The 21,850-nt window shown below is 58.9% G+C and carries 26 protein-coding genes; 6 read left to right on the top strand and 20 right to left on the bottom strand.

Annotated features, from left to right (window positions below):
• Nucleotides 1–26: 26 nt before the first annotated feature.
• Nucleotides 27–1,253 carry an RtcB family protein gene (locus tag ACIPLA_RS03780; protein WP_401171575.1) on the bottom strand — a complete coding sequence of 409 codons (1,227 nt, stop codon included), beginning with the start codon at nucleotides 1,251–1,253 and terminating at the stop codon, nucleotides 27–29.
• 91 nt (nucleotides 1,254–1,344) lie between these two features.
• Here ACIPLA_RS03780 and ACIPLA_RS03775 point away from each other — a divergent pair, with 91 nt between their 5' ends.
• Together ACIPLA_RS03775 and osmE are read left to right on the top strand one after the other, a co-directional pair.
• Nucleotides 1,345–1,584: a hypothetical protein gene (locus ACIPLA_RS03775; RefSeq protein WP_401171572.1), complete on the top strand. Its 240-nt coding sequence runs from the start codon at nucleotides 1,345–1,347 to the stop codon at nucleotides 1,582–1,584.
• Between the two features lie 11 nt (nucleotides 1,585–1,595).
• Nucleotides 1,596–1,958 (top strand): osmotically-inducible lipoprotein OsmE, encoded by a 363-nt coding sequence (osmE, locus tag ACIPLA_RS03770; protein ID WP_401171569.1) that lies wholly within the window; start codon nucleotides 1,596–1,598, stop codon nucleotides 1,956–1,958.
• Nucleotides 1,959–2,111: 153 nt separating this feature from the next.
• Here osmE and ACIPLA_RS03765 read toward each other — a convergent pair whose 3' ends face one another.
• The gene (locus ACIPLA_RS03765; protein WP_007895567.1) at nucleotides 2,112–2,315 is read right to left on the bottom strand and encodes an SPOR domain-containing protein; all 204 of its coding nucleotides are present in this window, start codon (nucleotides 2,313–2,315) and stop codon (nucleotides 2,112–2,114) included.
• Between the two features lie 222 nt (nucleotides 2,316–2,537).
• On the opposite strand from ACIPLA_RS03765, the gene ACIPLA_RS03760 reads away from it, so the two are divergent.
• Complete coding sequence (locus tag ACIPLA_RS03760; RefSeq protein ID WP_218394646.1) at nucleotides 2,538–2,900, top strand: NUDIX hydrolase; 363 nt, start codon at nucleotides 2,538–2,540, stop codon at nucleotides 2,898–2,900.
• A gap of 43 nt (nucleotides 2,901–2,943) precedes the next feature.
• On the opposite strand, the gene ACIPLA_RS03755 is transcribed toward ACIPLA_RS03760, so the two are convergent.
• From ACIPLA_RS03755 to ACIPLA_RS03720, 8 genes are all read right to left on the bottom strand, one after another.
• Nucleotides 2,944–3,717: a 1,6-dihydroxycyclohexa-2,4-diene-1-carboxylate dehydrogenase gene (locus ACIPLA_RS03755; RefSeq protein ID WP_008072152.1), complete on the bottom strand. Its 774-nt coding sequence runs from the start codon at nucleotides 3,715–3,717 to the stop codon at nucleotides 2,944–2,946.
• A 121-nt stretch (nucleotides 3,718–3,838) separates the two neighbouring features.
• Nucleotides 3,839–4,852: a benzoate 1,2-dioxygenase electron transfer component BenC gene (benC, locus tag ACIPLA_RS03750; protein WP_008012365.1), complete on the bottom strand. Its 1,014-nt coding sequence runs from the start codon at nucleotides 4,850–4,852 to the stop codon at nucleotides 3,839–3,841.
• A gap of 9 nt (nucleotides 4,853–4,861) precedes the next feature.
• Nucleotides 4,862–5,350: a benzoate 1,2-dioxygenase small subunit gene (benB, locus tag ACIPLA_RS03745; RefSeq protein WP_007895555.1), complete on the bottom strand. Its 489-nt coding sequence runs from the start codon at nucleotides 5,348–5,350 to the stop codon at nucleotides 4,862–4,864.
• On the bottom strand, nucleotides 5,347–6,711 hold the full coding sequence (benA, locus tag ACIPLA_RS03740) for a benzoate 1,2-dioxygenase large subunit (RefSeq protein WP_008072149.1): 1,365 nt from the start codon (nucleotides 6,709–6,711) through the stop codon (nucleotides 5,347–5,349). The genes benB and benA overlap by 4 nt, the downstream gene beginning before the upstream one ends.
• Before the next feature lie 329 nt (nucleotides 6,712–7,040).
• Nucleotides 7,041–8,000: an AraC family transcriptional regulator gene (locus ACIPLA_RS03735; RefSeq protein WP_305729656.1), complete on the bottom strand. Its 960-nt coding sequence runs from the start codon at nucleotides 7,998–8,000 to the stop codon at nucleotides 7,041–7,043.
• A gap of 179 nt (nucleotides 8,001–8,179) precedes the next feature.
• Nucleotides 8,180–9,109 (bottom strand): catechol 1,2-dioxygenase, encoded by a 930-nt coding sequence (catA, locus tag ACIPLA_RS03730; RefSeq protein ID WP_401171561.1) that lies wholly within the window; start codon nucleotides 9,107–9,109, stop codon nucleotides 8,180–8,182.
• Between the two features lie 51 nt (nucleotides 9,110–9,160).
• On the bottom strand, nucleotides 9,161–9,451 hold the full coding sequence (catC, locus tag ACIPLA_RS03725) for a muconolactone Delta-isomerase (protein WP_007936026.1): 291 nt from the start codon (nucleotides 9,449–9,451) through the stop codon (nucleotides 9,161–9,163).
• 10 nt (nucleotides 9,452–9,461) lie between these two features.
• Nucleotides 9,462–10,622, bottom strand: a complete 1,161-nt coding sequence (locus tag ACIPLA_RS03720; RefSeq protein WP_192342804.1) for a muconate cycloisomerase family protein — start codon at nucleotides 10,620–10,622, stop codon at nucleotides 9,462–9,464.
• 145 nt (nucleotides 10,623–10,767) lie between these two features.
• Between ACIPLA_RS03720 and ACIPLA_RS03715 the strand changes: the two genes are divergently transcribed.
• Nucleotides 10,768–11,670: a LysR family transcriptional regulator gene (locus tag ACIPLA_RS03715; protein WP_123494209.1), complete on the top strand. Its 903-nt coding sequence runs from the start codon at nucleotides 10,768–10,770 to the stop codon at nucleotides 11,668–11,670.
• Here ACIPLA_RS03715 and ACIPLA_RS03710 read toward each other — a convergent pair.
• The 6 genes from ACIPLA_RS03710 to ACIPLA_RS03685 form a co-directional block, all read right to left on the bottom strand.
• Nucleotides 11,660–11,911, bottom strand: coding sequence for a DUF1652 domain-containing protein (locus tag ACIPLA_RS03710; RefSeq protein WP_218394643.1), 252 nt, complete (start codon nucleotides 11,909–11,911; stop codon nucleotides 11,660–11,662). The two genes, ACIPLA_RS03715 and ACIPLA_RS03710, sit on opposite strands and share 11 nt — an antisense overlap.
• Nucleotides 11,912–12,156: 245 nt before the next feature.
• On the bottom strand, nucleotides 12,157–13,056 hold the full coding sequence (locus ACIPLA_RS03705; protein WP_401171555.1) for a polysaccharide deacetylase family protein: 900 nt from the start codon (nucleotides 13,054–13,056) through the stop codon (nucleotides 12,157–12,159).
• 169 nt (nucleotides 13,057–13,225) lie between these two features.
• Complete coding sequence (locus ACIPLA_RS03700) at nucleotides 13,226–14,173, bottom strand: ABC transporter substrate-binding protein (protein WP_401171552.1); 948 nt, start codon at nucleotides 14,171–14,173, stop codon at nucleotides 13,226–13,228.
• 247 nt (nucleotides 14,174–14,420) lie between these two features.
• Entirely contained in the window at nucleotides 14,421–14,579 is a 159-nt protein-coding gene (locus ACIPLA_RS03695) for a hypothetical protein (protein WP_007895518.1), read from the bottom strand.
• A 67-nt stretch (nucleotides 14,580–14,646) separates the two neighbouring features.
• The gene (locus ACIPLA_RS03690) at nucleotides 14,647–14,958 is read right to left on the bottom strand and encodes an AzlD domain-containing protein (RefSeq protein ID WP_162830927.1); all 312 of its coding nucleotides are present in this window, start codon (nucleotides 14,956–14,958) and stop codon (nucleotides 14,647–14,649) included.
• Complete coding sequence (locus ACIPLA_RS03685; protein WP_032830637.1) at nucleotides 14,958–15,656, bottom strand: AzlC family ABC transporter permease; 699 nt, start codon at nucleotides 15,654–15,656, stop codon at nucleotides 14,958–14,960. The genes ACIPLA_RS03690 and ACIPLA_RS03685 overlap by 1 nt, the downstream gene beginning before the upstream one ends.
• A 136-nt stretch (nucleotides 15,657–15,792) precedes the next feature.
• Here ACIPLA_RS03685 and ACIPLA_RS03680 point away from each other — a divergent pair, with 136 nt between their 5' ends.
• A complete protein-coding gene (locus tag ACIPLA_RS03680; RefSeq protein WP_052966899.1) occupies nucleotides 15,793–16,179 on the top strand; it encodes a DUF2784 domain-containing protein in 387 nt (128 codons plus the stop codon).
• Between the two features lie 15 nt (nucleotides 16,180–16,194).
• Here ACIPLA_RS03680 and ACIPLA_RS03675 read toward each other — a convergent pair whose 3' ends face one another.
• Nucleotides 16,195–17,772 carry a diguanylate cyclase gene (locus ACIPLA_RS03675; protein WP_401171547.1) on the bottom strand — a complete coding sequence of 526 codons (1,578 nt, stop codon included), beginning with the start codon at nucleotides 17,770–17,772 and terminating at the stop codon, nucleotides 16,195–16,197.
• Nucleotides 17,773–17,922: 150 nt separating this feature from the next.
• A complete protein-coding gene (locus tag ACIPLA_RS03670) occupies nucleotides 17,923–18,450 on the bottom strand; it encodes a DUF3087 domain-containing protein (protein ID WP_401171544.1) in 528 nt (175 codons plus the stop codon).
• Between the two features lie 226 nt (nucleotides 18,451–18,676).
• Between ACIPLA_RS03670 and ppnN the strand changes: the two genes are divergently transcribed.
• Nucleotides 18,677–20,050: a nucleotide 5'-monophosphate nucleosidase PpnN gene (ppnN, locus tag ACIPLA_RS03665; RefSeq protein ID WP_123360795.1), complete on the top strand. Its 1,374-nt coding sequence runs from the start codon at nucleotides 18,677–18,679 to the stop codon at nucleotides 20,048–20,050.
• Between the two features lie 272 nt (nucleotides 20,051–20,322).
• Here the strand turns inward: ppnN and ACIPLA_RS03660 are convergent, their stop codons facing one another.
• Together ACIPLA_RS03660 and ACIPLA_RS03655 are read right to left on the bottom strand one after the other, a co-directional pair.
• Nucleotides 20,323–20,682 (bottom strand): DUF6124 family protein, encoded by a 360-nt coding sequence (locus tag ACIPLA_RS03660; RefSeq protein ID WP_048395046.1) that lies wholly within the window; start codon nucleotides 20,680–20,682, stop codon nucleotides 20,323–20,325.
• Nucleotides 20,683–21,366: 684 nt separating this feature from the next.
• Nucleotides 21,367–21,849, bottom strand: coding sequence for an SMI1/KNR4 family protein (locus ACIPLA_RS03655; RefSeq protein ID WP_401171539.1), 483 nt, complete (start codon nucleotides 21,847–21,849; stop codon nucleotides 21,367–21,369).
• Between the last annotated feature and the right edge of the window lies 1 nt (nucleotide 21,850).

Below are 21,850 nucleotides of genomic sequence, written 5' to 3'. Positions count from 1 at the left end.
CCGACCAATGGAAGCACCTTCCATCACTATCCCTTCACGCAGACCACCTGTCGCAAAGTGTGCAGCACTTCCACCAAATCACGCTGTGCGTACATGACTTTATCGATGTCCTTGTAGGCCATCGGAATCTCATCGATGACCGCCGCATCCTTGCGGCACTCCACATGAGCGGTCGCGCGAATCTGGTCCGCGACAGTGAAGGTATTTTTGGCTTTGGTGCGGCTCATGGTCCGACCAGCACCATGGCTGCAGGAGCAGAATGATTGCTCGTTGCCAAGCCCGCGAACGATGAAGCTTTTGGCGCCCATGGAGCCGGGAATAATCCCCAGTTCGCCCTTCTTCGCCGACACCGCGCCCTTGCGGGTGACCAGGACGTCTTCACCGAAGTGCCGCTCTTTCTGCACGTAATTGTGGTGGCAGTTCACAGCCTCCAACGCGACCTCGAAAGGTTTGCGGATCACTTGCCGCGCTGCCTGAATCACCGCCTGCATCATCAATGCCCGGTTCTGCCGAGCGAAGTCCTGAGCCCAGCCCACCGCTTCGACGTAGTCATCGAAGTGCCGGCTGCCCTCCTTGAAATAGGCCAGATCGCGGTCCGGCAGATTGGCGATGTGCTGGCGCATGTCCGCTTGAGCCAATTGAATGAACAAAGTCCCGATAGCATTGCCAACGCCGCGAGAACCGCTGTGCAGCATGAACCAGACGCGGTTGGCTTCATCCAGGCAGACCTCGATGAAGTGATTACCGGTACCGAGGGTGCCCAGGTGCTGACGGTTGTTGGTGCTGGCGAGTTTCGGGTATTTGTCGGTGATCGCCTTGAACCGTGGGCTAAGCGCCGCCCAGGCTTGATCGGCCTGGTGTGGAACGTGGTTCCAGGCGCCTTCATCACGGCGGCCACGGCTCAACGTGCGGCCATGTGGCACGGCTTTTTCGATGGCACTACGCAGGCCGTGCAGGTTGTCTGGCAAGTCGTCGGCGGTCAGTGAAGTGCGCGCGGCAATCATGCCGCAGCCGATGTCCACTCCCACGGCCGCCGGAATGATCGCGCCCACAGTGGGGATCACGCTGCCGATGGTGGACCCTTTGCCCAGATGCACGTCCGGCATCACCGCCAGGTGCCTGAAGATAAATGGCATCTTCGCGATATTGATCAATTGCTGCCGGGCTTCGCTTTCAACCGGCACTCCCTCGGCCCAGAGTTTGATCGGCTTGCCGTTGGCGACTTCCAGCAATTGGTAGACAGGTTTTTGCATGATTTCGACTCTCTTGCGATCAGACGAACATAACGCTCCAGACAGGTAAATAGGATTACTATTTCGTAGCGGGGAATTGCAGGAGGTCATCATGTGGCTTAACGAATATGAACAGCAACTTCGGCGCGACCTGCAAGGTGTAGCCTCGGACCTGAGGTGGTCGGCGGTAGAGCTTTTGCGCATCGCAGAGCAGTTGCGCCTGGCCGGCAATGATGTGGACGCAGAGGCAACACTAAGGCTGTGCGCGTTGTTCCAGGGCGATGAAGAGCGACTGGCGGGCTATGCTGAAGAAGTAAAGGCAAAATCCATCACTCGAACGAAAGTCCACTAGAGAGCGCTGCCATGAACAAGCCTCTATGCGCGCTGATCGCCGTGCTGGCGGCGTCAGGTGGCTGCAACACGGAATCACACGTTTATCGAGACCAACCGCTGGTCGCCAAGGTCGAGACTGGCATGAGCAAGGAACAAGTCCAGCAGATTGGCGGCCAGCCTTTATCGATAACGAAGCGCACGGTGGAACCTGGTACCTGCTTTGACTACAAGCTGACCCAGGCCGGCCATCAGCAGCCGTACAACGTCAGTTTCGACAAGCTGGGCAAGGTCGACCACAAAAGCTTCATGACCTGTGCGCAATGGAGTCGTGCCCAACAAAAAGCCAGAGAATATTCCCCTTCCACAGGCGGGATGGGTGGCGGCGGCTACTGACCTGTAGCAGCTGCCGAGCCTGCGAGGCTGCGTTCGGCTGCGAAGCAGTCGTAAACTTGCATACAAGGTCATACTGAAACACCGCGCCGCCTGAAATCACGACTGCTTCGCAGCCGAACGCAGCCTCGCAGGCTCGGCAGCTGCTACAACGCACTATTTGTCTGATTTGTGGCTACGCGACGCTTTACCCGACCGCGCTCTGTAGGCAGGAAGCGAAGCCGCATAAGCCAATGCTTCCTCTCTGCTGCCAAAGGCTCCAAGCCGGTCACCTTTGGTGCATACCCGCCAGGGGCCGTTGTTCACGCTGAGTACGTCATAGCCGTTCATGTGCATTTTTGTCAGCATCGGAACGCTCATAGTCACCTCCATTTCGGCAGTGATAGTCCTGGATCGACTCAATTACCTTACACCCGACCTTCACTGAAGTGCCAACCAGACGTCGCGTCGGTATTCCGGCACTCCAATCGCACTTTCAGCGAACCTGTCGACTCCAACCCTTCAAACAGATACTTCTGCGGACTTCGGTCCGAATATTGCATTTTTATGGCTGTTTTATGACAGCTAGCAGTCGGGTAACCCATGAAAGTACGTGCCACGGTCATTTGCGAACAGGATCGACATATCCTCCTGGTGCGCAAGCCCAAGTCTCCCTGGACCTTGCCCGGCGGAAAAGTCGAGCCTGGCGAAACCGCTGCGGGCGCGGCCATGCGAGAGCTCTACGAGGAAACAGGGCTTGAGGTCGATGACATGCTGTACTTGATGGAATGGGAAACGACCAGCACCCGGCACCATGTGTACGAAGCGTCGGTCGTAAATCTGGCGGCGGCTCGTCCACAGAATGAAATCTTCGACTGCATCTGGTATCCGCTGGAGGCCGTCCACAATCTGAAAATAAGCGACGCCGCGCTCAGAATCGTCAAAGCGTTTCAGCGTCGCTTGTAGGTCGCAGGTATTCAGGCTTTAGCCGAGGCCATCTGAAAGCTTTTCAGCCCAGATCGCCGCCACCGACCGGCATGACCATGCCGGTGATGTAGGAGGCTTCGTCGCTGGCCAGAAACAGGATAGCGCTCGCCTGCTCATCCAGCGTGCCGTAGCGCTTCATCAAACTGCTGTCGAGGGTCTGGTCGACAATCTGCTGATACCAAAGCTTTTCCTGAGCGCTCTGTTGCGCGGTGTTGCGTGGGATCAGTCGCGGTGGCGCCTCGGTGCCACCGGGGGCGGTCGCGTTGACCCGCACGCCACGACCGGCCGTTTCGAAGGCCAGGCATGCGGTCAGCGCATTGACCCCGCCCTTCGCCGCACCGTATGGCACGCGATTGACGCTGCGGGTGGCAATGGACGAGACGTTGACGATGGCACCGCTGCCTTGTTCGAGCATGAACGGCAGCGCGGCATGGCAACACCACAGCGTCGGGAACAACGAACGGCGCACTTCGGCTTCGATCTGCTGCTCTTCATAGTGCTCGAAAGGCTTGGTCCAGATCGTGCCGCCGACGTTATTGACCAGCACATCGAGGCGATCAAAGCGTTCGACAGCGGTGCGCATAACGCGACTGCATTCGCTGTACTGCTCAAGGTCGGCGGTCAGGGCTAGTACCTGGCTGCTCTGCCCCAATTCCTTCTGGAGTTCGAACACCAGATCGGAGCGGTCGACCAAAATCAGTCGCGCACCTTCGGCGGCCATGCGTTCAGCCACACGCCGGCCGATGCCCTGGGCGGCACCGGTAATCAGCGCGACTTTTTCGTGGAATCTGTTCATGGGCACCTCATGCCGGCATATGAATCGTTTTTCGTAGGAGCCAGGCTTGCCGGCGAAGGCGCACTCAAGGACGTCTTCGCCGGCAAGCCTGGCTCCTACAAGACATTTACAACTGCAGAACTTACGCCGCGCTGGCGGCAAATTTCTCGTAGTAGAAGTTCGCAGGCGCAATGCCTTGTTCGCGGATGAACTGGCTGACCGCTTCGACCATCGGCGGCGGGCCGCACAGGTAGACGTCGACGTCGCCATCGTTCAAATGCCGTGGCTCGATGTGTTGGGTCACGTAACCCTTGAGCGGGTGCCGGCTGTCGGGATTGGCCACGCAGGCACTGAAGCTGAAGTTCGCAATTCGTGCGGCGAAGGCTTCGAGTCGATCGAGTTCCACCAGGTCGAAATCGTTGGTCACGCCGTAGATCAAATGCAGTGGATGCTCGCTGCCCTGTTCGGCGATTTTTTCCAGCATCGCGGTGAACGGCGCCAGGCCGGTGCCACCGGCCAGCAACAACAATGGACGGCGGATGTCGCGCAGATAGAAACTGCCCAACGGTCCGGCCAGGCTCATGCTGTCACCGGCCTTGGCCATGCCGGTGAGGAAACTGCTCATCAAGCCGCCGGGCACGTTGCGAATCAGAAAGCTGACTTCGCCGTCGCGCTGCAACGAGCTGAACGAGTAAGCGCGGGTCTGCTCACTGCCGGGCACCCCGAGGTTCACATACTGCCCCGGCAGGAACGCCAGCTTGCTCAGGGCTTCGCCCTTGATCGACAGCGCGATGGTGCTGTCGGACAACTGACGCACGGCGCTGATGGTTGCGTCGTAACTGGCCTGACGGGTGCGGCAGACATCCGATGAAACCGGCACCCGTACCACGCAATCGCTCTGCGCCCGCATCTGGCAGGTCAGGACAAAACCCTGTTGCGCTTCGTCGGCGCTGAGGGCGTCTTCGATGTAGTCCTCGCCCAAATCATAGCGGCCAGCCTCGGCGAAGCACTTGCAGGTTCCGCAAGCGCCGTCGCGGCAGTCCAGTGGAATATTGATGCCCTGGCGATACGCGGCATCGGCCACGGTTTCGCCGGCGTTGGCGTCGATGAATCGGGTGACGCCGTCTTCGAAATTGAATGCAATGGAATGAGTCATGACGCCGCCTCAGAGGTGGTAGACATCGATGACCTGGCGAACGTAGTCGTTCTTCAGGATCACTTTCTTGGCCTTGATCAACGGGTTCTCACCGCGTACATCCAGGGTGTAGAAACTGCTGCCGAAATAGCTGTCGACGGTCTTGTAGCGAAAGCTCAGGGTGTGCCAGTTGAAGCGCACCTTGCACAGCCCGTCGGCCTGTTCGAGCAGCTCGATATTGCTGAGGTTGTGCGAGGTGCGGGTGTCCGGCACGCTGGCACTGGAACGCTCGGTCTTGATGCGGAAGATGCGGTCTTCCAGGCCGGTGCGGTTGCCGTACCAGATCAGCGAGATTTCCCGCTGCGGGTCTTCAGTCAGCTCGTCGTTGTCGTCCCAGGACGGCATCCAGAATGTCGCATCGGGCGCGTACAACTCCAGCCAGTCGTCCCATTGTTTGTCGTCGAGGTAGCGTGCTTCGCGGTAGAGAAAATCGCGCACCGCGTCATAGGTAATGGTCATTGCACGGCCTCCACTGCAATCAGTTCGGACTGCTCCGCGGCCAACGCCTTGAGCATCGTTTGCTGCCAATACTTGTGTTGCAACACGAACAGGCCTTCGTCCTCGGTACGCACGCCGCTGAGCAGCGGATGCAGGTCGATTTCCTTGGCCGCGTCATCAGCGCCTTCGACCCAATGTTCGGCGCCACGGGACATGTCGTTCCACGTGGTGACGCTGCCCTGGTAACCCGTCTGACAGGAGCGAAACTCTTCCAGATCGTCCGGGGTCGCCATGCCGCTGACGTTGAAGAAATCCTCGTACTGACGAATCCGGCTCGAACGGGCGTGGTCGCTTTCGCCTTTGGGGGCGATGCAGTAAATGGTGATTTCGGTGCGGTTGACCGAGATCGGCCGGGCGATGCGGATCTGCGAGCTGAACTGGTCCATCAGGTACACGTTCGGGTACAGGCACAGGTTGCGCGAGTTCTCGATCATCCAGTCGGCGCGAGCCTTGCCGAAATCCCGGGCCAACTCGTCGCGACGCTCGTACAGCGGACGGTCCTCGGGGTTGGACCAACGGGTCCAGAGCAGCATGTGGCCCTTGTCGAAGGAATAGAAACCGCCGCCCTGCTTGGCCCAGGTGCCGGCGCTCATGGTCGGATTGCAATCGCCGGCTTCGCGCTGTTTGCGCTGGTTCTGGGTCGCCGCGTAGTTCCAGTGCACCGAGCTGACGTGATAACCGTCGGCACCGTTTTCGGCGGTGAGTTTCCAGTTGCCTTCGTAGATGTAGCTGGAGGAACCGCGCAGCACTTCCAGGCCATCAGCGGACTGGTCGACGATCATGTCGATGATCTTCGCCGACTCGCCCAGGTGCTCAACCAGCGGCACGACATCGGCCTTGAGGCTGCCGAACAGGAAACCGCGATAGGATTCGAAACGCGCGACTTTGGTCAGGTCGTGGGAGCCTTCGCAATTGAAGCTCGCCGGGTAGCCGGCCGCCGCCGGGTCCTTGACCTTGAGCAGCTTGCCGGAGTTGTTGAAGGTCCAGCCGTGGAATGGGCAGGTGTACGAACTCTTGTTGCCGGTCTTGTGCCGGCAGAGCATCGCTCCACGGTGGCTGCACGCATTGATAAAGGCGTTCAGTTCACCGTCCTTGTTGCGCGCGATGAAGATCGACTGACGCCCCATGGTGGTGGTGTAGAAATCGTTGTTGTTGGGGATCTGGCTTTCATGGGCGAGGTACAGCCAGTTGCCTTCAAAGATGTGTTCCATCTCGAGGTCGAACAGCCGCGGATCGGTGAACATCTCACGCTTGCAGCGATAGATGCCCTGCTCAGGGTCTTCTTCAAGCAGGGAGTGAAGGTATTCGGGTCGCAGGGACATGGCCGCCGCCTCCATTGTTTTTATTCAGGCAGGGTCATGCTAGGACGCGGGGATGGGGCGGACTATCCGCGGGGTGCAGACCTGTATCCGTTTACTGCAATCCGTTAGTGCTGATGCCCGATCGTTCCCACGCTCTGCGTGGGAATGCAGCGCGGGACGCTCTGCGTCCCAAAAGCGGACGCGGAGCGTCCGTTGAGGCATTCCCACGCGGGAGCGTGGGAACGATCAAATCCGTTTTGTGCAGAGTGATTTTTTGTAGGAGCCAGGCTTGCCGGCGAAAGCGTCTTCAAGGGCGCCTTCGCCGGCAAGCCTGGCTCCTACAGGTCAGGTCAATGACGGCGCTTGAGGGTGTCGGAAGGCAATTCGCCGAACTGTTTGCGGTAGCTGTCGGAGAACCGGCCCAGGTGCAGAAAGCCGTAATCCATGGCCACTTCCGTGACGTTGCGCACGTTGCAGGTCGGGTCGCTCAGGTTGGCGTGAATGCGTTCGAGCTTTTTCTGCCGGATGTAGTTTTTCGGCGTGTCCCCCGCGTTACGCTCGAACAACCCATACAGCGAACGCAGGCTCATCCGTGCCTGGCGCGCCAGTTCTTCGCTGTCGATGTCCTGCTTGAGGTTGCACGCGATGTAATCGACCAGCGCCTCGAACGTGGCCGAGGGTGAGCCGGGATCGGTGCGCATGACGTTGGTCTTCATCAGGCCAAGCATTTTGCTGACCACGATTTGCGCATAGTGCTCCTGCACCCGGGGAATCTGCTCGGTGGCTTCCGCCTCCTGGCAAATCATCGCCAGCAGACCGACGAAACCTTCCAGCTCATTGAGCTGATAACGGTTCTCCAGAAACCGTACGCCCTGCCCCGGGTACCGCCAGCGCTGCTCTTCGCACACCGACTCCAGCAGCCGGGTGGGGACTTTCAGGATGAATTTTTCGCAATCACTGGAATAGGTCAGATCCACTGGATCGTCAGGGTTGATCAGCAGCAACTCGCCGGGAGCGAAGTAATGTTCCTGACCATGGCCGCGCCACAGGCAGTTGCCGCGCAGCAACACTTGCAAGTGATAGATGCTGTCCAGCGCATGGGACATAACCCGCACGCTGGCGCCGTAACTGATGCGGCACAGGTCGAGGCTGGCGAATTTTCGATGATCGAGGCTGGCCAGCGGCCGGCCGGCCCTGGGCATCCGGAGGCAATGATTGCCGACATGCTGATTGACGTAGCCCGACACCGCGTAGGGGTCGGCATGGTCGAAGACTCTGCTGCGATGACTCAACAATTGCGCTTGCATCATCGGTTCACTCTCATTGTTGTTATCGGTTGCGTCAGGCCATTCCAGGGCAGTGGTTGTAACGGTGTGTCAGTAGGCTGAGATGCAGGATGCTCCGGCCTCTTCGCGAGCAAGCCCGCTCCCACAAGGCCACGAGATAAACGATCGGTCATCTCATGGCCCGGTTCGGCTGGTCGAGGGTATCAGTCCTCGAGCGCGCGAACCCGTTCGTGGCGTTGCTGCTCCTCAGGCTGGGCAGACGACTGCAGGGTGAAGTCAAAATCGATTTCGGCAAAGCGCCCGCTCACGCCATGAGCCGCCCCTCGCTGCGGATCGTCACTGAAGGTGATTTTGGCGATCAGTTCGTCACGGGTGGCGTAGGCGAAATCGTCATGCAGGTACTGATCGCCGTCGAGGTTGATCTGGGTGGTCAGGTGACGATGATCCGGCGCGGAGATGAAGAAGTGAATGTGCGCCGGACGCTGACCATGACGGCCCAGTTGATCGAGCAATTGCTGGGTCGGCCCGTCCGGCGGGCAGCCGTAGCCCGACGGCACGATGCTGCGAAAACGGTACCGGCCCTCGGCATCGGTGACGATACGACGACGCAGGTTGAATTCCGATTGAGTGGTATCGAAGTACGAATAAGTGCCGCCGGTATTGGCGTGCCAGACATCCACCACCGCGCCAGCCAGCGGTTCGCCGGCGGTGTTGCGCACCTGGCCCTGCATGAACAGCACCACACCCGGATCGACGCCGTCATCCAGCCGCGCTTCGCCTTCCGATATTGGCGCACCCGCCACATACAGCGGCCCTTCGATGGTCCGCGGTGTGCCGCCGGCCTTGCCGGCCTGCTCGTCTTCGGCGTCCATCAGCAGGTCAAGGTAATGCTCCAGACCGAGCCCGGCCACCACCAACCCGGCCTCTTGACGCGCACCCAGCACGTTGAGGTAGTTGACGGCTTTCCAGAACTCTTCCGGGGTCACGGCCAGGTCTTCGATGATGTTCACCGAATCCCGCAGGATCCGGTAAATCAGCGCTTTGACCCGCGGGTCGCCGGCTTCGTTATGCAGACCGCTGGCGTCTTCGAGAAACTTCTGGGCACTGGCAGTGTGGGAAATCTTGACGTTCATGGTGGTTCCTCATCTTGTAATTATTAGCGTAGCGAACTGAACAGGCTGGGTTCAGCGGTCATCCTCGCGAATGGAAGAAGGATGCCGGCACAGCGCGTTGACCTCGATGGCCATGTACGGGTACAGCGGCAATTGCATCAGCAGGTCATGCAGTTCCTGAACGCTGTCGACATCGAACACGCTGTAATTGGCATAGAGCCCGGCGATGCGCCATAGATGACGCCACTTGCCTTGCTCTTGCAGGCGCTGGGCCAGGGCCTTTTCGTCGGCCTTGAGCTGAGCGGCGCGTTCCGGGTTCATGTCGACCGGTAAATTCACAGTCATTTTTACGTGAAACAGCATGATGCCCTCCTCAGGCTTGATGAACGGCAGTGGATATGGTCCTGGATACTTTGTCCCGACGGAAAAACGCCAGGCGCTCTTCATCCAGAACAAGGCCCAGCCCCGGTGTTTGCGGGACGTGCAGTTGGAAATCGCGGTAGACCAATGGCTCGCTGAGAATGTCTTCGGTGAGCAGCAGCGGGCCGAACAGCTCGGTGTCCCAGCCCAGTGTGTTCAGAGTGACGAAGGCATGGGCCGAGGCCAGCGTGCCGATGCCGCCTTCGAGCATGGTGCCGCCGTACAGGCCAATACCCGCCGCCTCGGCAATCGCGGCGGTACGCAGCACGGCGCGGGGGCCGCCGTTCTTGGCGATTTTCAGGGCGAATACCGAAGCGGCACCCTCGCGTGCCAGGTTGAAGGCATCTTCCACGCATTCGATGGATTCATCGGCCATGATCGGCGCCGGGCTCACGGTATTCAGGCGCACCATGCCGGCGCGGTTATTGCGCGAGATCGGTTGTTCGATCAGGTCGATGCCGTTGCTTCCGAGGATCCGGCACGCCCGCAGGGCAACCGCTTCGTCCCAGGCCTGATTGACATCGACCCGCACGCTGGCGCGATCGCCCAGCGCCTTTTTGATCGCAATGACGTGGGCCAGGTCGCGGTTGACCTCGCCTGCGCCGATTTTCAGCTTGAAGATCCGATGGCGGCGCAGGTCGAGCATTTGCTCCGCTTCGGCAATGTCCTTGGCGGTGTCGCCACTGGCCAGGGTCCAGGCCACCGAAAGCGCATCGCGAACGCGACCGCCCAGCAGTTCGCTGACCGGCAGGCCGAGGCGCTTGCCCTGGGCGTCGAGCAAGGCGCTTTCGATACCTGACTTGGCGAAGGTGTTACCCCGAATGCTGCGCTCCAGGCGCAACATTGCGGCATTCACATTGCCGCTGTCCTGGCCGAGCAGCAATGGCGCGAAGTGTGTATCGATATTGGTCTTGATGCTGTCCGGGCTTTCGTTGCCATAGGCCAGACCGCCAATGGTGGTCGATTCACCAATCCCTTCAATACCGTCGGCACAGCGCACACGGATGATCACCAAGGTCTGGTTCTGCATGGTGTGCATCGCCAGCTTGTGCGGGCGAATGGTCGGCAGATCGACGATGATTGTCTCGATCGATTCAATGGCAGTTGCACGCATGTCGATACCCGTCAGGTTCTTAAAGTTCTGGAACGGATTCTCGTACGGCTTTTTCCGGGCGGCCAATATAGAATTGGTCTGATTCGATACCTTAAAGGTATTTAACAGCTTAAAGGTATTCAACAGACCGACGTCTGGAGGCCTCATGGAACTGCGTCACCTGCGGTATTTTCAGGTGTTGGCTCAAACCCTCAACTTCACCCGCGCTGCCGAACTGCTGCATATCGCCCAACCGCCGCTGAGCCGGCAGATCCAGCAGCTGGAAGACGAACTCGGGGTGCTTCTGCTGGAGCGCGGCCGACCGCTGAAGCTGACCGACGCCGGACGGTTTTTCCACGAACATTCCACCGCCCTGCTCGAACAACTGGGCAAGGTGTGCGACAACACACGGCGGATCGGGCTGGGCGAAAAGACCTGGCTGGGCATCGGCTTTGCGCCATCGACACTGTATGGCGTGCTGCCGGAACTGATTCGCCGACTGCGCAGCGGCGAGCCACTGGCGCTGGAGTTGGGGCTCTCGGAAATGACCACGTTGCAACAGGTGCAGGCGCTCAAGGCCGGGCGCATCGACATTGGTTTCGGGCGAATCCGCATCGACGACCCGGCGATCATCCAGACTGTTTTGACTGAAGACCGGCTGGTCGCCGCCCTGCCCGCCGGCCATCCATTACTGGCCGGACCGATCAGCCTTCGTGACCTGGCAAAAGAACCCTTCGTGCTCTATCCCGGCAACCCGCGGCCCAGCTACGCCGACCACGTGATCGCGTTATTCGAATCCTATGGCGTGCATATCAACGTGGCGCAATGGACCAATGAGCTGCAAACAGCGATCGGTCTGGTGGGCGCGGGAATCGGGGTGACGTTGGTGCCGGCCTCAGTGCAGTTGCTGCACCGCGACGACATTGGCTTCACCCCGGTGCTGGAAGACAACGCGACCTCGCCGATCATCCTCAGCAGGCGCGTGGGCGATGTATCGCCGGGGTTGAATCATTGTTTGCAGATGATCGATGAACTGCTGCCGCGCGAAGGTTCGTCAATCAGGCCATGACCCCGGCCAATGCTCGGCGCCCGGCGCGCATTTCGGTGCGAAGTTCGCCGATCAGGTTGGAAACATCGCGGACACTGGTCAACTCGTCGGGCGATACGCCGGTAATCAACAGCTCAATCCGACCGGTGCTGTGATCGAAGACCTTGATCCGCAATGTTTCATCGCGATTCACGGTGCATTCGCAAGACAACGGTTTGAAACCGGACTCCACAATGCTGCAAAGCTGGGGAACTGGAATCATGGCGAGCGCCCTCGGGGACGGTTTTCCGATTGGATCCACTCAGCGTAGATCAACTTGCGCAACTCGCCAGCGAGTTCTGTAGCAGCTGCCGAGCCTGCGAGGCTGCGTTCGGCTGCGCAGCAGTCGCGAATCCAGCTAACGCGGTTTGCCTGATACACCGCAAGTTCTGGTTTGACGACTGCTGCGCAGCCGAACGCAGCCTCGCAGGCTCGACAGCTGCTACACAGTTAATCGCCCGACATCGATCAGTGGGTATCTGCGCCCCATAACCAGTTCCAGATGCCTGGCAACTCAACCGCTTCTGAACTGTCACGGACAGTACGCGCCATGGCCGCCCGTTGCAGCGCTGCCGTATCGTCGTAAAACGCTTTCTTCGCCGTGACCAGACCGGCTGCACTGGCACTGTCGAGGAGGATTTGCAGGTATTCCCGGGTATGCCGGGCGGTGTAGCGATTCAGGTCGTGAAAGGTCACTACCACCGGAATCACTCCGTCCACCGTCGGCAACTCGCCGAGGGCAATGCGCTCGCGGACTTCGGACAGTTGCCGCAGCATATTGGCCCGCCGACGGGGGCTGGCGTTGAAGCCCCAGATCTTGCCGTCATTGGCGCTCAGGTCGGTCAACAATACGTGCATGCCATGCTGTTGATAGGCCGCAAAGGTGCGCTTGTCGTAGTTCCAGAACGGCGGACGCACCAGAGTCGGCGTGGTTTTGCTGATCGCGGTGATGTCTGCGCTGCCATCCGTGAGCGACTGCTCCAGCTCTTCCGGGTCCAGAGAACGATGGTTGGTGTGTCGGCGCGTGGCGGTGTGGAAGCCCAGCAGGTGACCTTCGGCGTGTTCGCGACGCATGATCTGTCGACCCGCTTCACTGCCGCCGGCGCGTGAGTCACGGGTCTGCACGAAGAACACCGCTTTAATGTCGGGTTGCAGCGGATTGCGCGCGAGGCTGTCGAGCACGGTGATGGTCGGGTTGTAAAAACCCGACGCGCTCGGCCCGTCGTCGAAGGTCAGCAGAAAGCGGATCGGCGCTTGTGTGCGCAGACCCTGTTGCGTCTGCGGCGTCATTTCAATGGGCGCGGCAATGCAGCCCAGCAGGCCGACTGCGATGGCGAACGCGGAGAAAACCTTGACCAGCTGCTTCATGTTTTGCCTTGGACCAGACCTTGCGGTCATCACGTTTAATGGCAAAAACCCCTCGCCCATTCATCCCTCGACCGGCCCGCAAATCGCTGCAAGCCGAGGTTGGATAAGGGTACACAGTGTTTGGTTCCGGCGCCCGCTCCCGGACTCGCGTTATGCCTGCGATTTTCGGTTATTGCGCCAGCGCCTGCTGGAACGAGCTGTCGATGATCGGTGCCGTCGCCAAGGCCGCCGGCAATGCCTTGACCTTGAACAGGAAGTCCGCGGTGCTTTGCAGATCCGCCGCGGCCTGCTGATCCACCGGGCCGACAGTCATGTGCGCCTGGCGCAGCCAATGGTGTGACACGTTCTGATCAAGGTTGGCCTTTTTTGCCCAGAGATCGGCGTACTCGTCAGTGTGGGTGTCGACCCAGGCCCGGGCCTTTTTCAGGCGCACCAGGAAGTCGGCAATGGCTTCGCGTTTACTGTCGATCGAAGGCGTCGAAGCGGCGATGGCGCTCAGGCCGGGCATCAGGTTTTTGGCAGTAAGAATCGGTCGGGCGCCGGAGAACAGAATCTGCTGGGAAATGTAGGGTTCCCAGACCGGAAACGCGTCGATGCTGCCTTGGGGTAACGCGGCAGCGGCGTCGATTGGCATCAGTTTGATGAAGTCGACGTAGTTGTCCGGCAAATCGGCTTGTTCCAGGGCGCGCAGGGTCAGCTGCTGGCTCCAGGCGCCGGGCCAGTAAGCGACTTTCTTGCCCTTTAGATCGGCGATGGTTTTGACCGGCGAGTCCTTGGGCACCAACAAGGCGATGGTGTCCGGATTCTGCCGCGACACGCCGATCAGCTTGACTGGTGCCTGTTTGGCGGCCAGAAACAGAAACCCCGAATCACCGAGAAAACCCAGGTCCAACGCGCCGGTATTCAGCGCTTCGGCCAGCGGCGCAGCGGCCTGGAAGTGCTTCCAGTCAACAGTATAGGGCGCTCCTTGCAGCACACCCGAAGCCTCCACCGAGGCGCGAATGTTGTAGTAGTTCTGATCGCCGACGTGCAACACCACGGGCTCGGCACCGTAGCTCAAAGGCGCGGCAAACAGCGCGCAGGCCAACAGACCGCGCAAGTATCGGGACAGGTTCATCAGGGGCTCCTGGAGGGCTATCTTTATAGACCATAACGCTCTTACATGGATAATTTAAATTCTATTTATGCATAAGCTCATGACCGGGAACAGTGAGTGTTTACCCAGTAACAGTGGCTCTACAGACTGCATTTCCCGGTACATTTCTCTGTCTGCGGCGGCACATTGTCTTATCTGTGGTTGCACAGGCATTGGAAACTAAAAAGCCCCGCTATCTATGGCGGGGCTTTTGGCAGGTGCAGATCTGTCAGGGCTTCAGCGGACGCTCCTGATCGCGGTCCGACAGTTCTTTACCGTCATCAGGATGCTTCCAGTCCGGCGTCGAACGCCTCTGCTGCTCGAGCTCTTCCTCCGTCGGCTCATCGATGTCCTCATCCGGGTCCGGACGCTTTGGTTCAGTGGCCATGTCCACCTCCATTCCTCAAGGGATCAGTCATCTTCCTTAAGCGTAGAACAGTTTCTCCGGGGACGACTCAGAGCCACCACCGCAGCAAAAAGAAGAACCCCATGCTCAACAACATGCTGAGCAAGGTGTTGCGGGTGTAAAGCACCAGGCCCACGGCCACCAGCGAACTGATCAGGTACGGGTTGTCCCACTGCAGGTTCAACTGCTTGTCGGGCATGAACACGATCGGCCCGCAGATCGCCGTGAGCATGCCCGGCACCGCGAAACCGAGGAACTGCCGGGCATTGCTGCTTAAGCGCACCGGCAGCCGAGGCTCGAGAAATACGTAGCGGTTCAGGAATACCAGCAGGCCCATCCCGATAATCACAGCCCAGACCATCATGTGCGCCCCACATAGAGTTTGTTGCAGATAAAGCCTGCGGTCATGCCCGCCAACCCCGACAACACCAGGGCCGAGCCCCATTGCCAATAGCTGAACAGCACCGAACAGAACAGTGAAACCGCCACGCAGACCACCGTCGGAACATTGCGCACCACCGGCGTGATCAAGGCGATAAAGGTCGCCGCGATGGAGAAGTCCAGCCCAAGGTGTTCAAGGCCCGGAATGCTGCTGCCCAGCACAATGCCCGCCAGGGTGAAGAGGTTCCACGCGATGTAGAACGTCAGGCCCACACCCAGGGCATACCAACGATTGAATTGCTGTTTGTCATGCTGACTGGTCAGGGCGAACAACTCGTCGGTGAGCAAAAAGCCCAGCCCCACACGCCAGCGGCCCGGCAACGGGGAAATCACTGAACGCATGCTCATCCCGTAAAGCAAATGCTGGGAGGTCAGCAACAACGTGGTCAACAGAATCGAAAAGACCCCGGCACCGCCCTTGAGCATGCCGATGGCAACCAATTGAGCCGCGCCGGCAAACACGATGCTCGACAGCCCTTGGCCTTGCAGCGGTGTGAGGTTGGCTTCGATGGCCATGGAACCGGCCAGCAACCCCCAAGGCGCGGTCGCCAGGGACAACGGCATGATGGCCGCGGCACCGCGAAGGAATGCACTGCGCGGCATGAGTGAGTTCGACATAACGCTCTACAACCAGGGAAAGACTCCAGACTGTGCCAGCAGTCACGGCCCATGGCTTGAACTATCTTGCGCACTTTTGGCGATTATCCGGCGCGAGTACCATGGAGCGATTCACATAACGCGTCAGGGAATCGACATGCTTTACCGAATCGCCGCCGACGGGCTGGTCCTGTCTCACTTGTTGTTCATTCTGTTCGTGCTGTTCGGCGGGCTGCTGGTGCTCAAATGGCACCACCTGGCCTGGTGGCACTTGCCCGCCGCCGCGTGGGGCGTGATCGTGGAAGTTTTCCACCTGACGTGCCCACTGACCGATTGGGAAAACCTCATGCGCCACGCGGCCGGGCAAACCGGTTATGGCGGCGGTTTTATTGAACATTACGTGTGGCCGATTATTTATCCGGCCGGGCTGACCCCCACGATTCAGCTAGGGTTGGGCAGCGTGGTGCTGGCGATCAACGTGCTGATCTACCTGCGGCTGATCCGCTTATGGAAGCTGCGACATCCGACTCATTCAGGGCAATAACCGCTCTGGTTGAGTTCAGTTGGCAATGACGCTCATGTTCCGACCACTGGCCTTGGCCACATACAGCGCTTTGTCTGCGGCGCCGATCAAATCTTCGGGCTGGCTCTGCGCCGTCTGGTTGTAGGCACAGACCCCCAGGCTGACCGTGACGAGGCCTTCGGGGCTGCCGCTATGCTTGATGTCGATTTGCTGAACCGCGCGACGGATCTTTTCCGCCACCAGAAACGCCCCCACATAATCGGTGCCGGGCAGCACCACCGTAAACTCCTCACCACCGAATCGGGCAGCAAGATCGCCGGGGCGCTGGATGTTGTCGGTGATGATGGTGCTGATCTTGCGCAAACACTCATCGCCTGCCAAATGACCATAGTGATCATTGAAACTCTTGAAATGATCGACATCGATCATCAGCAACGCAAGGCTGGTGTGGGTACGCCTGGCACGGCCCATTTCCGCCAGGATGAACAGGTCGAATTGACGCCGGTTGGAAAGGCCGGTCAGTGCATCCTCCAGAGCCAGCAACTTGAGGCTATGGTTGACCTCAATGAGTTTTTCCTGAGCCTCCAGCAATTCGTTCTGAATATTATTCTGCTGCTTCATGACACGGATCAGGCGATAGCCGAGAACGCTCACAAACCCCAGCAGCAATGAGACGATCCCCGCACTGATTATTGACTCCTGCAACCAGCTGGCCAGGACTTCTTTTTTGTCGAGCGCGGCAAAAACGATAAGCGGATAACCCTCCACCCGCCGAAACCCCACCACCCGCTCCACTCCATCCACGTAAGATTTGACGATTGCCGTACCGGAATCGCCCTTGGGCAACAGCTGGGTAAACAGCGGACCCTTGGCCACGCTGGTGCCGATATCGGTTTCCTTGAACGGTCGGCGAACGACGATGGTGGCGTCGTCGGCGATCAAATTGACCACCCCATTACTGCCCATGTCGATGCTGTTGTACAGGTCCAGGAAATGGTTGAGATAGATCGAAGCCACCACCACGCCGGCAAACCGGCCATCGGCGTGATTGATCCGGCGCGACACGGTCATGATCCACTCACCGGTCGAGCGACTTTTTATCGCAGGACCGATATGAGGACCGCGGTCGGGATGATCACGGTGGTAGATGAAATATTCACGGTCGGAATTATTGGCATTGGGCGGTATGACGTTAATGGCGTTGGCGAGCCAGCGTCCTTCTTCGTCGAATACGAATAACCCATGGATCTGCACCAACTCACTGCGCTGGGCGTGGAGCAAACGTTGCAGCCTGGGAAATTTCGCCGGTTCCATGCCGTCGATTTCAAGGCGATCCACCAAGGCAAACAGCAGCGTGTCGGCCTGCTTGATCGATGCCTGCGCCTGCGAGGCCAGGGTTTGCGCCAGGTTGGACATCTCCACTTCGCTGCCGCGCAAGTGGTACTGGCGCGCATTCCAGCCTTCACCGATCACAATGGCCGTCATGGACAGGCACACCGCAACGAGCAGGGAGACTGCGTATCGAACCTTGAGTCTCGACTCAACCTGCCCGGGTAACCAAGGCGTGGCGAGTCGGGTGCTTTCGATACGATCTTTGACGGACGGATGCCCCATGACGCTCCCTTAATCCCTTATGACATGGCGAATTTTCCCGTTCGCCCTTTTAGCGCCAGCCAGCCGTGGCTGGCGCTCAGACCACTATGACTCATCAACGAATACGATAGGTGATTTGCGCGAAAATGCTCATCGCCAACAAGCGCAAGGCTACATCTGCGTCTGTTTCACCGCCTCAAGCCAGGCCGGATTCAATTGCGTCTGTTCGGTCTCGATACCCAGCGCTTCCATCCGCGCCTTGTGCTGGTCCATTTCACGGGTCAGCTGGCTATGGTCGCTGGAGTTGCCGTCCAACTGGTGCATCTGGCTCAACCCCAAGTGATAAAAACGCAGCAGCTTCATGGCACTCGGATCGCCCTTCTCCACTGCCGCCGTGACCTGGTGCATGACGTTGGTGATGCTCATGAGGCTGCGCTTGAGCTGCCAACCGTAGACCGCTGGCGCCATCCATTCCTGGGTCCAGAACTTGCCGCGCATCAGTGCCACCATCAGCAACAATGCGGCAAACACCCCGCCCACGTTGAAACGCAGATTGTCGCCGCCGGGCTCACCGAACAGCGCCACCGCCGCCGTGGACAGCACCATCGCCAGCGCCAGGAACATCAGGGCGATGATCACCGTGCTGCGCCGCGTCTGGCGTCGATAGGTTTGGGCATTCATCGGCTGGATTTCGAACATCGCGACGGGATTCCTTACGTCAATGGAAAAGGCTCTGTGGCAAAAAGACTGCGGGGCATTATCGCCTCCCCGAAGGATTTAGCTATGCTGGGGCTCCTTTTCATCTTTCCATCGTCAAACGGGGAACGTGGCGATACAGCGCAGTTCGTGCCATCTTCTCCATGGATACACACTATTCGGATGCCATGCGCCTGCCGGCGGGTGACATCGTTTTAAGGATCATTGAATGACCCAACGACATGTAATCAACGCCTCGGTCAGCCCAAAAGGCAGCCTGGAAACACTGTCCCAACGTGAAGTACAGCAACTGAGCGAAGCCGGAACCGGCCTCACCTACACCCTTTTCCGCCAGTGCGCCCTGGCCATCCTCAATACCGGCGCCCACGTCGATAACGCCAAGACCATTCTGGAAGCCTACAAAGACTTCGAAATCCGCATTCACCAGCAAGACCGAGGCGTGCGCCTGGAACTGCTGAACGCCCCGGCCGACGCGTTCGTCGATGGCGAAATGATCGCCAGCACCCGTGAAATGCTCTTCAGCGCCCTGCGCGACATCGTCTACACCGAAAACGAACTCGATGCCTTGAGCATCGACCTGAGCACCTCCCAGGGTATCAGCGACTACGTCTTCCACCTGCTGCGCAACGCCCGCACCCTGCGCCCCGGTGTCGAACCGAAAATCGTGGTGTGCTGGGGCGGCCACTCGATCAACACCGAAGAATACAAATACACCAAGAAAGTCGGCCACGAGCTCGGCCTGCGCAGCCTGGACATCTGCACCGGTTGCGGCCCGGGCGTGATGAAAGGCCCGATGAAAGGCGCGACCATCGCCCACGCCAAGCAGCGCATCCACGGCGGCCGTTACCTCGGTTTGACTGAACCCGGGATCATCGCCGCCGAAGCGCCGAACCCGATCGTCAACGAACTGGTGATCCTGCCGGACATCGAAAAACGTCTGGAAGCCTTCGTCCGCGTCGGTCACGGCATCATCATTTTCCCGGGCGGCGCAGGCACGGCTGAAGAGTTCCTGTACCTGCTCGGCATCCTGATGCACCCGGACAATGAAAGCCTGCCCTTCCCCGTGGTCCTCACCGGGCCGAAAAGCGCCGCGCCGTATCTGGAGCAGTTGCACGCCTTCGTCGGTGCCACCCTCGGTGAAGCCGCGCAGCAACACTACGAGATCATCATCGACGACCCGGTTGAAGTGGCACGGCAGATGACTCAGGGCCTGAAAGAGGTCAAACAGTTCCGCCGCGAACGCAACGACGCGTTCCACTTCAACTGGCTGCTGAAAATCGACGAAGGCTTCCAGCGCCCGTTCGACCCGACCCACGCCAACATGGCCAACCTGCAACTGAGCCGCAACCTGCCGTCCCACGAACTGGCCGCCAACCTGCGCCGCGCGTTCTCCGGCATCGTCGCCGGCAACGTCAAGGACAAGGGCATTCGCCTGATCGAAGAACACGGGCCGTACCAGATTCGTGGCGATGCTGCCGTCATGCAGCCGCTGGACAAACTGCTCAAAGCCTTCGTCGCCCAGCACCGGATGAAACTGCCGGGCGGCGCGGAATATGTGCCGTGTTATCAAGTGGTGGCGTAACAATATTGATGTGAGCTTTAACACCCCCCCTGTGGGAGCGGGCTTGCTCGCGAAGGCGGCGTAACAGTCGACATCTCTGTTGAATGTTAAGCAGCTTTCGCGAGCAAGCCCGCTCCCACACTTTGACAAGAAACCCCGCGTGCTGCGGGGTTTTGATCGTTCCCACGCTCTGCGTGGGAATGCCTCAACGGACGCTCTGCGTTCGGCTCTGGAAGGGACGCGGAGCGTCCCGGGCTGCATTCCCACGCAGAGCATGGGAACGATCATCCTCGCTAACCTCGTGGATCGAGGTTATCCAGCACCCGGTTCACCGCCAGCTCTCCGAGCATGACCACCGATTGAATCCCCAACATCATGTTGCGATGTGGCATGTCCATCAACCCGGCGAACTCACTGAGCATCATGCTCGCTGACGCCAGGGATTCGCAGGCGTTGACCAGCAGGGTTTCGTTATCGACCTCAGTGCCGACATGGTAAATGGTGCTAGGTTTGCGCTTGGTGTCTTTGGGGATGGGGGGCTTGAGATAGTGATCGAGGGCGCGATCGGCGGCTTCGTTGAGCTTTTTCGAATCGAGGGATTCGTAGGGGGATGTTGGATCGGTTTCCGGTGGATTGGGTGTGGCTTTGAACATAGTGATGCTCCTTGATTAGTGGAGCCGCCACGGTTCGCTGCGAAACGAAGATAGGTGGCAGCTGTACGCAGGTTCGCAGACCGGGAATCAAGGAACCCGGCAGACCCGAAGATCTCCCGCGCACAGCCGCCATAACGCAATTCAGCGAACGAAAAACGTCATCTGAAAAGGAACGGTGGCGCTGTGCGCCTTGATTGACCCGGGCTGCGAAACCCGATCGCTGATTCGTCAGCGACCCGGAAACGATAGAGCCCGGCCTCAAGGCGCACAAGCCGGCGGATTCTGGCGTAGTCGTAGGCAACGGCGCAAGGATGTGTAGCCTGGGTGAGTGTCTGGAAGTGTCGTTTAAACATCGCCTGTTTATTGGTCTGACTATGGGTTTTGTGCTGGATGGGCCGGCCCCTTCGCGAGCAAGCCCGCTCCCACAGGGGATTTTCGGTGAACACATTATTTGTGTACGCCCGAGATCCAATGTGGGAGCGGGCTTGCTCGCGAAGAGGCCCGAAAAAACACCCTCCAACTTTCGGTCAAATCACCGGATAGACGGAAAACAGCAGTAGGGACAGACGACGTTTTTGCTTATCCATCAAAAATGAATCGGTCTGCCCCCCACCCTACGACCAGGCTTACCTGGCTGGTGCGAATCTCGCCGGCCATGGCATTGCGAATGCTGTCTGTTTTCAGTTACTCGGGTGGGCGCTCTGACAGACTGTTTAAAAAATCTGAAAAAGATGGCGCAACATCAGATAACTCCAGATCGCCACCAGGCGTGGCTTCGTGATGCCACATTACGACGGGAGGACTATCGGATAGTAAATTTTTACGGTAGTCAAAACACAGCGCATCCCCATTCCCTAAAACTGAGAAAATAATCAAATCCTGTACAAAATCCTCTGGCGGATATTGATACTTTATCTCCATGGTTTCGAATGACCCTTCAATCTTACCAAAAGGTAAAAACATGCCTGGACTGCATGTAACCTCTTGCCCTAGGAGTCGATTATAAAACTTGAAGGCGGGTTTATTCACAACAAAAGCGCCATTGAACTCTAAAACAATTTTTTTGTACTCGGCAGGTAAAACCTTACCCGTCAGCGCCTCAAAAGCCCGTATTTCCGCAGAATTTCCATGACCATAATACGAATCAAAACTTACACCTGAGAACATG

The sequence above is a fragment of the Pseudomonas sp. NPDC086112 genome (assembly GCF_044746425.1).
In the GTDB taxonomy this organism is placed as follows: Bacteria; Pseudomonadota; Gammaproteobacteria; order Pseudomonadales; family Pseudomonadaceae; genus Aquipseudomonas.
The sequence above is the reverse complement of the archived record's forward strand: the minus strand, read 5'-3'. Positions and strand labels throughout refer to the sequence as shown.

Coding starts and splice junctions, on each gene's coding strand:
- ACIPLA_RS03680 (WP_052966899.1), top strand. CDS start 15,793: ATGCTTTACCGAATCGCCGCCGACGGGCTGGTCCTGTCTCACTTGTTG.
- benB (WP_007895555.1), bottom strand. CDS start 5,350: ATGACCATTACCTATGACGCGGTGCGCGATTTTCTCTACCGCGAAGCA.
- ACIPLA_RS03775 (WP_401171572.1), top strand. CDS start 1,345: ATGTGGCTTAACGAATATGAACAGCAACTTCGGCGCGACCTGCAAGGT.
- ACIPLA_RS03765 (WP_007895567.1), bottom strand. CDS start 2,315: ATGAGCGTTCCGATGCTGACAAAAATGCACATGAACGGCTATGACGTA.
- ACIPLA_RS03705 (WP_401171555.1), bottom strand. CDS start 13,056: ATGAAGCAGCTGGTCAAGGTTTTCTCCGCGTTCGCCATCGCAGTCGGC.
- ACIPLA_RS03685 (WP_032830637.1), bottom strand. CDS start 15,656: ATGTCGAACTCACTCATGCCGCGCAGTGCATTCCTTCGCGGTGCCGCG.
- ACIPLA_RS03760 (WP_218394646.1), top strand. CDS start 2,538: ATGAAAGTACGTGCCACGGTCATTTGCGAACAGGATCGACATATCCTC.
- ACIPLA_RS03755 (WP_008072152.1), bottom strand. CDS start 3,717: ATGAACAGATTCCACGAAAAAGTCGCGCTGATTACCGGTGCCGCCCAG.
- osmE (WP_401171569.1), top strand. CDS start 1,596: ATGAACAAGCCTCTATGCGCGCTGATCGCCGTGCTGGCGGCGTCAGGT.
- ACIPLA_RS03700 (WP_401171552.1), bottom strand. CDS start 14,173: ATGAACCTGTCCCGATACTTGCGCGGTCTGTTGGCCTGCGCGCTGTTT.
- ACIPLA_RS03735 (WP_305729656.1), bottom strand. CDS start 8,000: ATGATGCAAGCGCAATTGTTGAGTCATCGCAGCAGAGTCTTCGACCAT.
- ACIPLA_RS03670 (WP_401171544.1), bottom strand. CDS start 18,450: ATGTTCGAAATCCAGCCGATGAATGCCCAAACCTATCGACGCCAGACG.
- ACIPLA_RS03780 (WP_401171575.1), bottom strand. CDS start 1,253: ATGCAAAAACCTGTCTACCAATTGCTGGAAGTCGCCAACGGCAAGCCG.
- catA (WP_401171561.1), bottom strand. CDS start 9,109: ATGAACGTCAAGATTTCCCACACTGCCAGTGCCCAGAAGTTTCTCGAA.
- ppnN (WP_123360795.1), top strand. CDS start 18,677: ATGACCCAACGACATGTAATCAACGCCTCGGTCAGCCCAAAAGGCAGC.
- ACIPLA_RS03710 (WP_218394643.1), bottom strand. CDS start 11,911: ATGATTCCAGTTCCCCAGCTTTGCAGCATTGTGGAGTCCGGTTTCAAA.
- ACIPLA_RS03690 (WP_162830927.1), bottom strand. CDS start 14,958: ATGGTCTGGGCTGTGATTATCGGGATGGGCCTGCTGGTATTCCTGAAC.
- ACIPLA_RS03675 (WP_401171547.1), bottom strand. CDS start 17,772: ATGGGGCATCCGTCCGTCAAAGATCGTATCGAAAGCACCCGACTCGCC.
- ACIPLA_RS03720 (WP_192342804.1), bottom strand. CDS start 10,622: ATGCGTGCAACTGCCATTGAATCGATCGAGACAATCATCGTCGATCTG.
- ACIPLA_RS03660 (WP_048395046.1), bottom strand. CDS start 20,682: ATGTTCAAAGCCACACCCAATCCACCGGAAACCGATCCAACATCCCCC.
- benA (WP_008072149.1), bottom strand. CDS start 6,711: ATGTCCCTGCGACCCGAATACCTTCACTCCCTGCTTGAAGAAGACCCT.
- ACIPLA_RS03695 (WP_007895518.1), bottom strand. CDS start 14,579: ATGGCCACTGAACCAAAGCGTCCGGACCCGGATGAGGACATCGATGAG.
- ACIPLA_RS03715 (WP_123494209.1), top strand. CDS start 10,768: ATGGAACTGCGTCACCTGCGGTATTTTCAGGTGTTGGCTCAAACCCTC.
- benC (WP_008012365.1), bottom strand. CDS start 4,852: ATGACTCATTCCATTGCATTCAATTTCGAAGACGGCGTCACCCGATTC.
- ACIPLA_RS03655 (WP_401171539.1), bottom strand. CDS start 21,849: ATGTTCTCAGGTGTAAGTTTTGATTCGTATTATGGTCATGGAAATTCT.
- catC (WP_007936026.1), bottom strand. CDS start 9,451: ATGCTGTTTCACGTAAAAATGACTGTGAATTTACCGGTCGACATGAAC.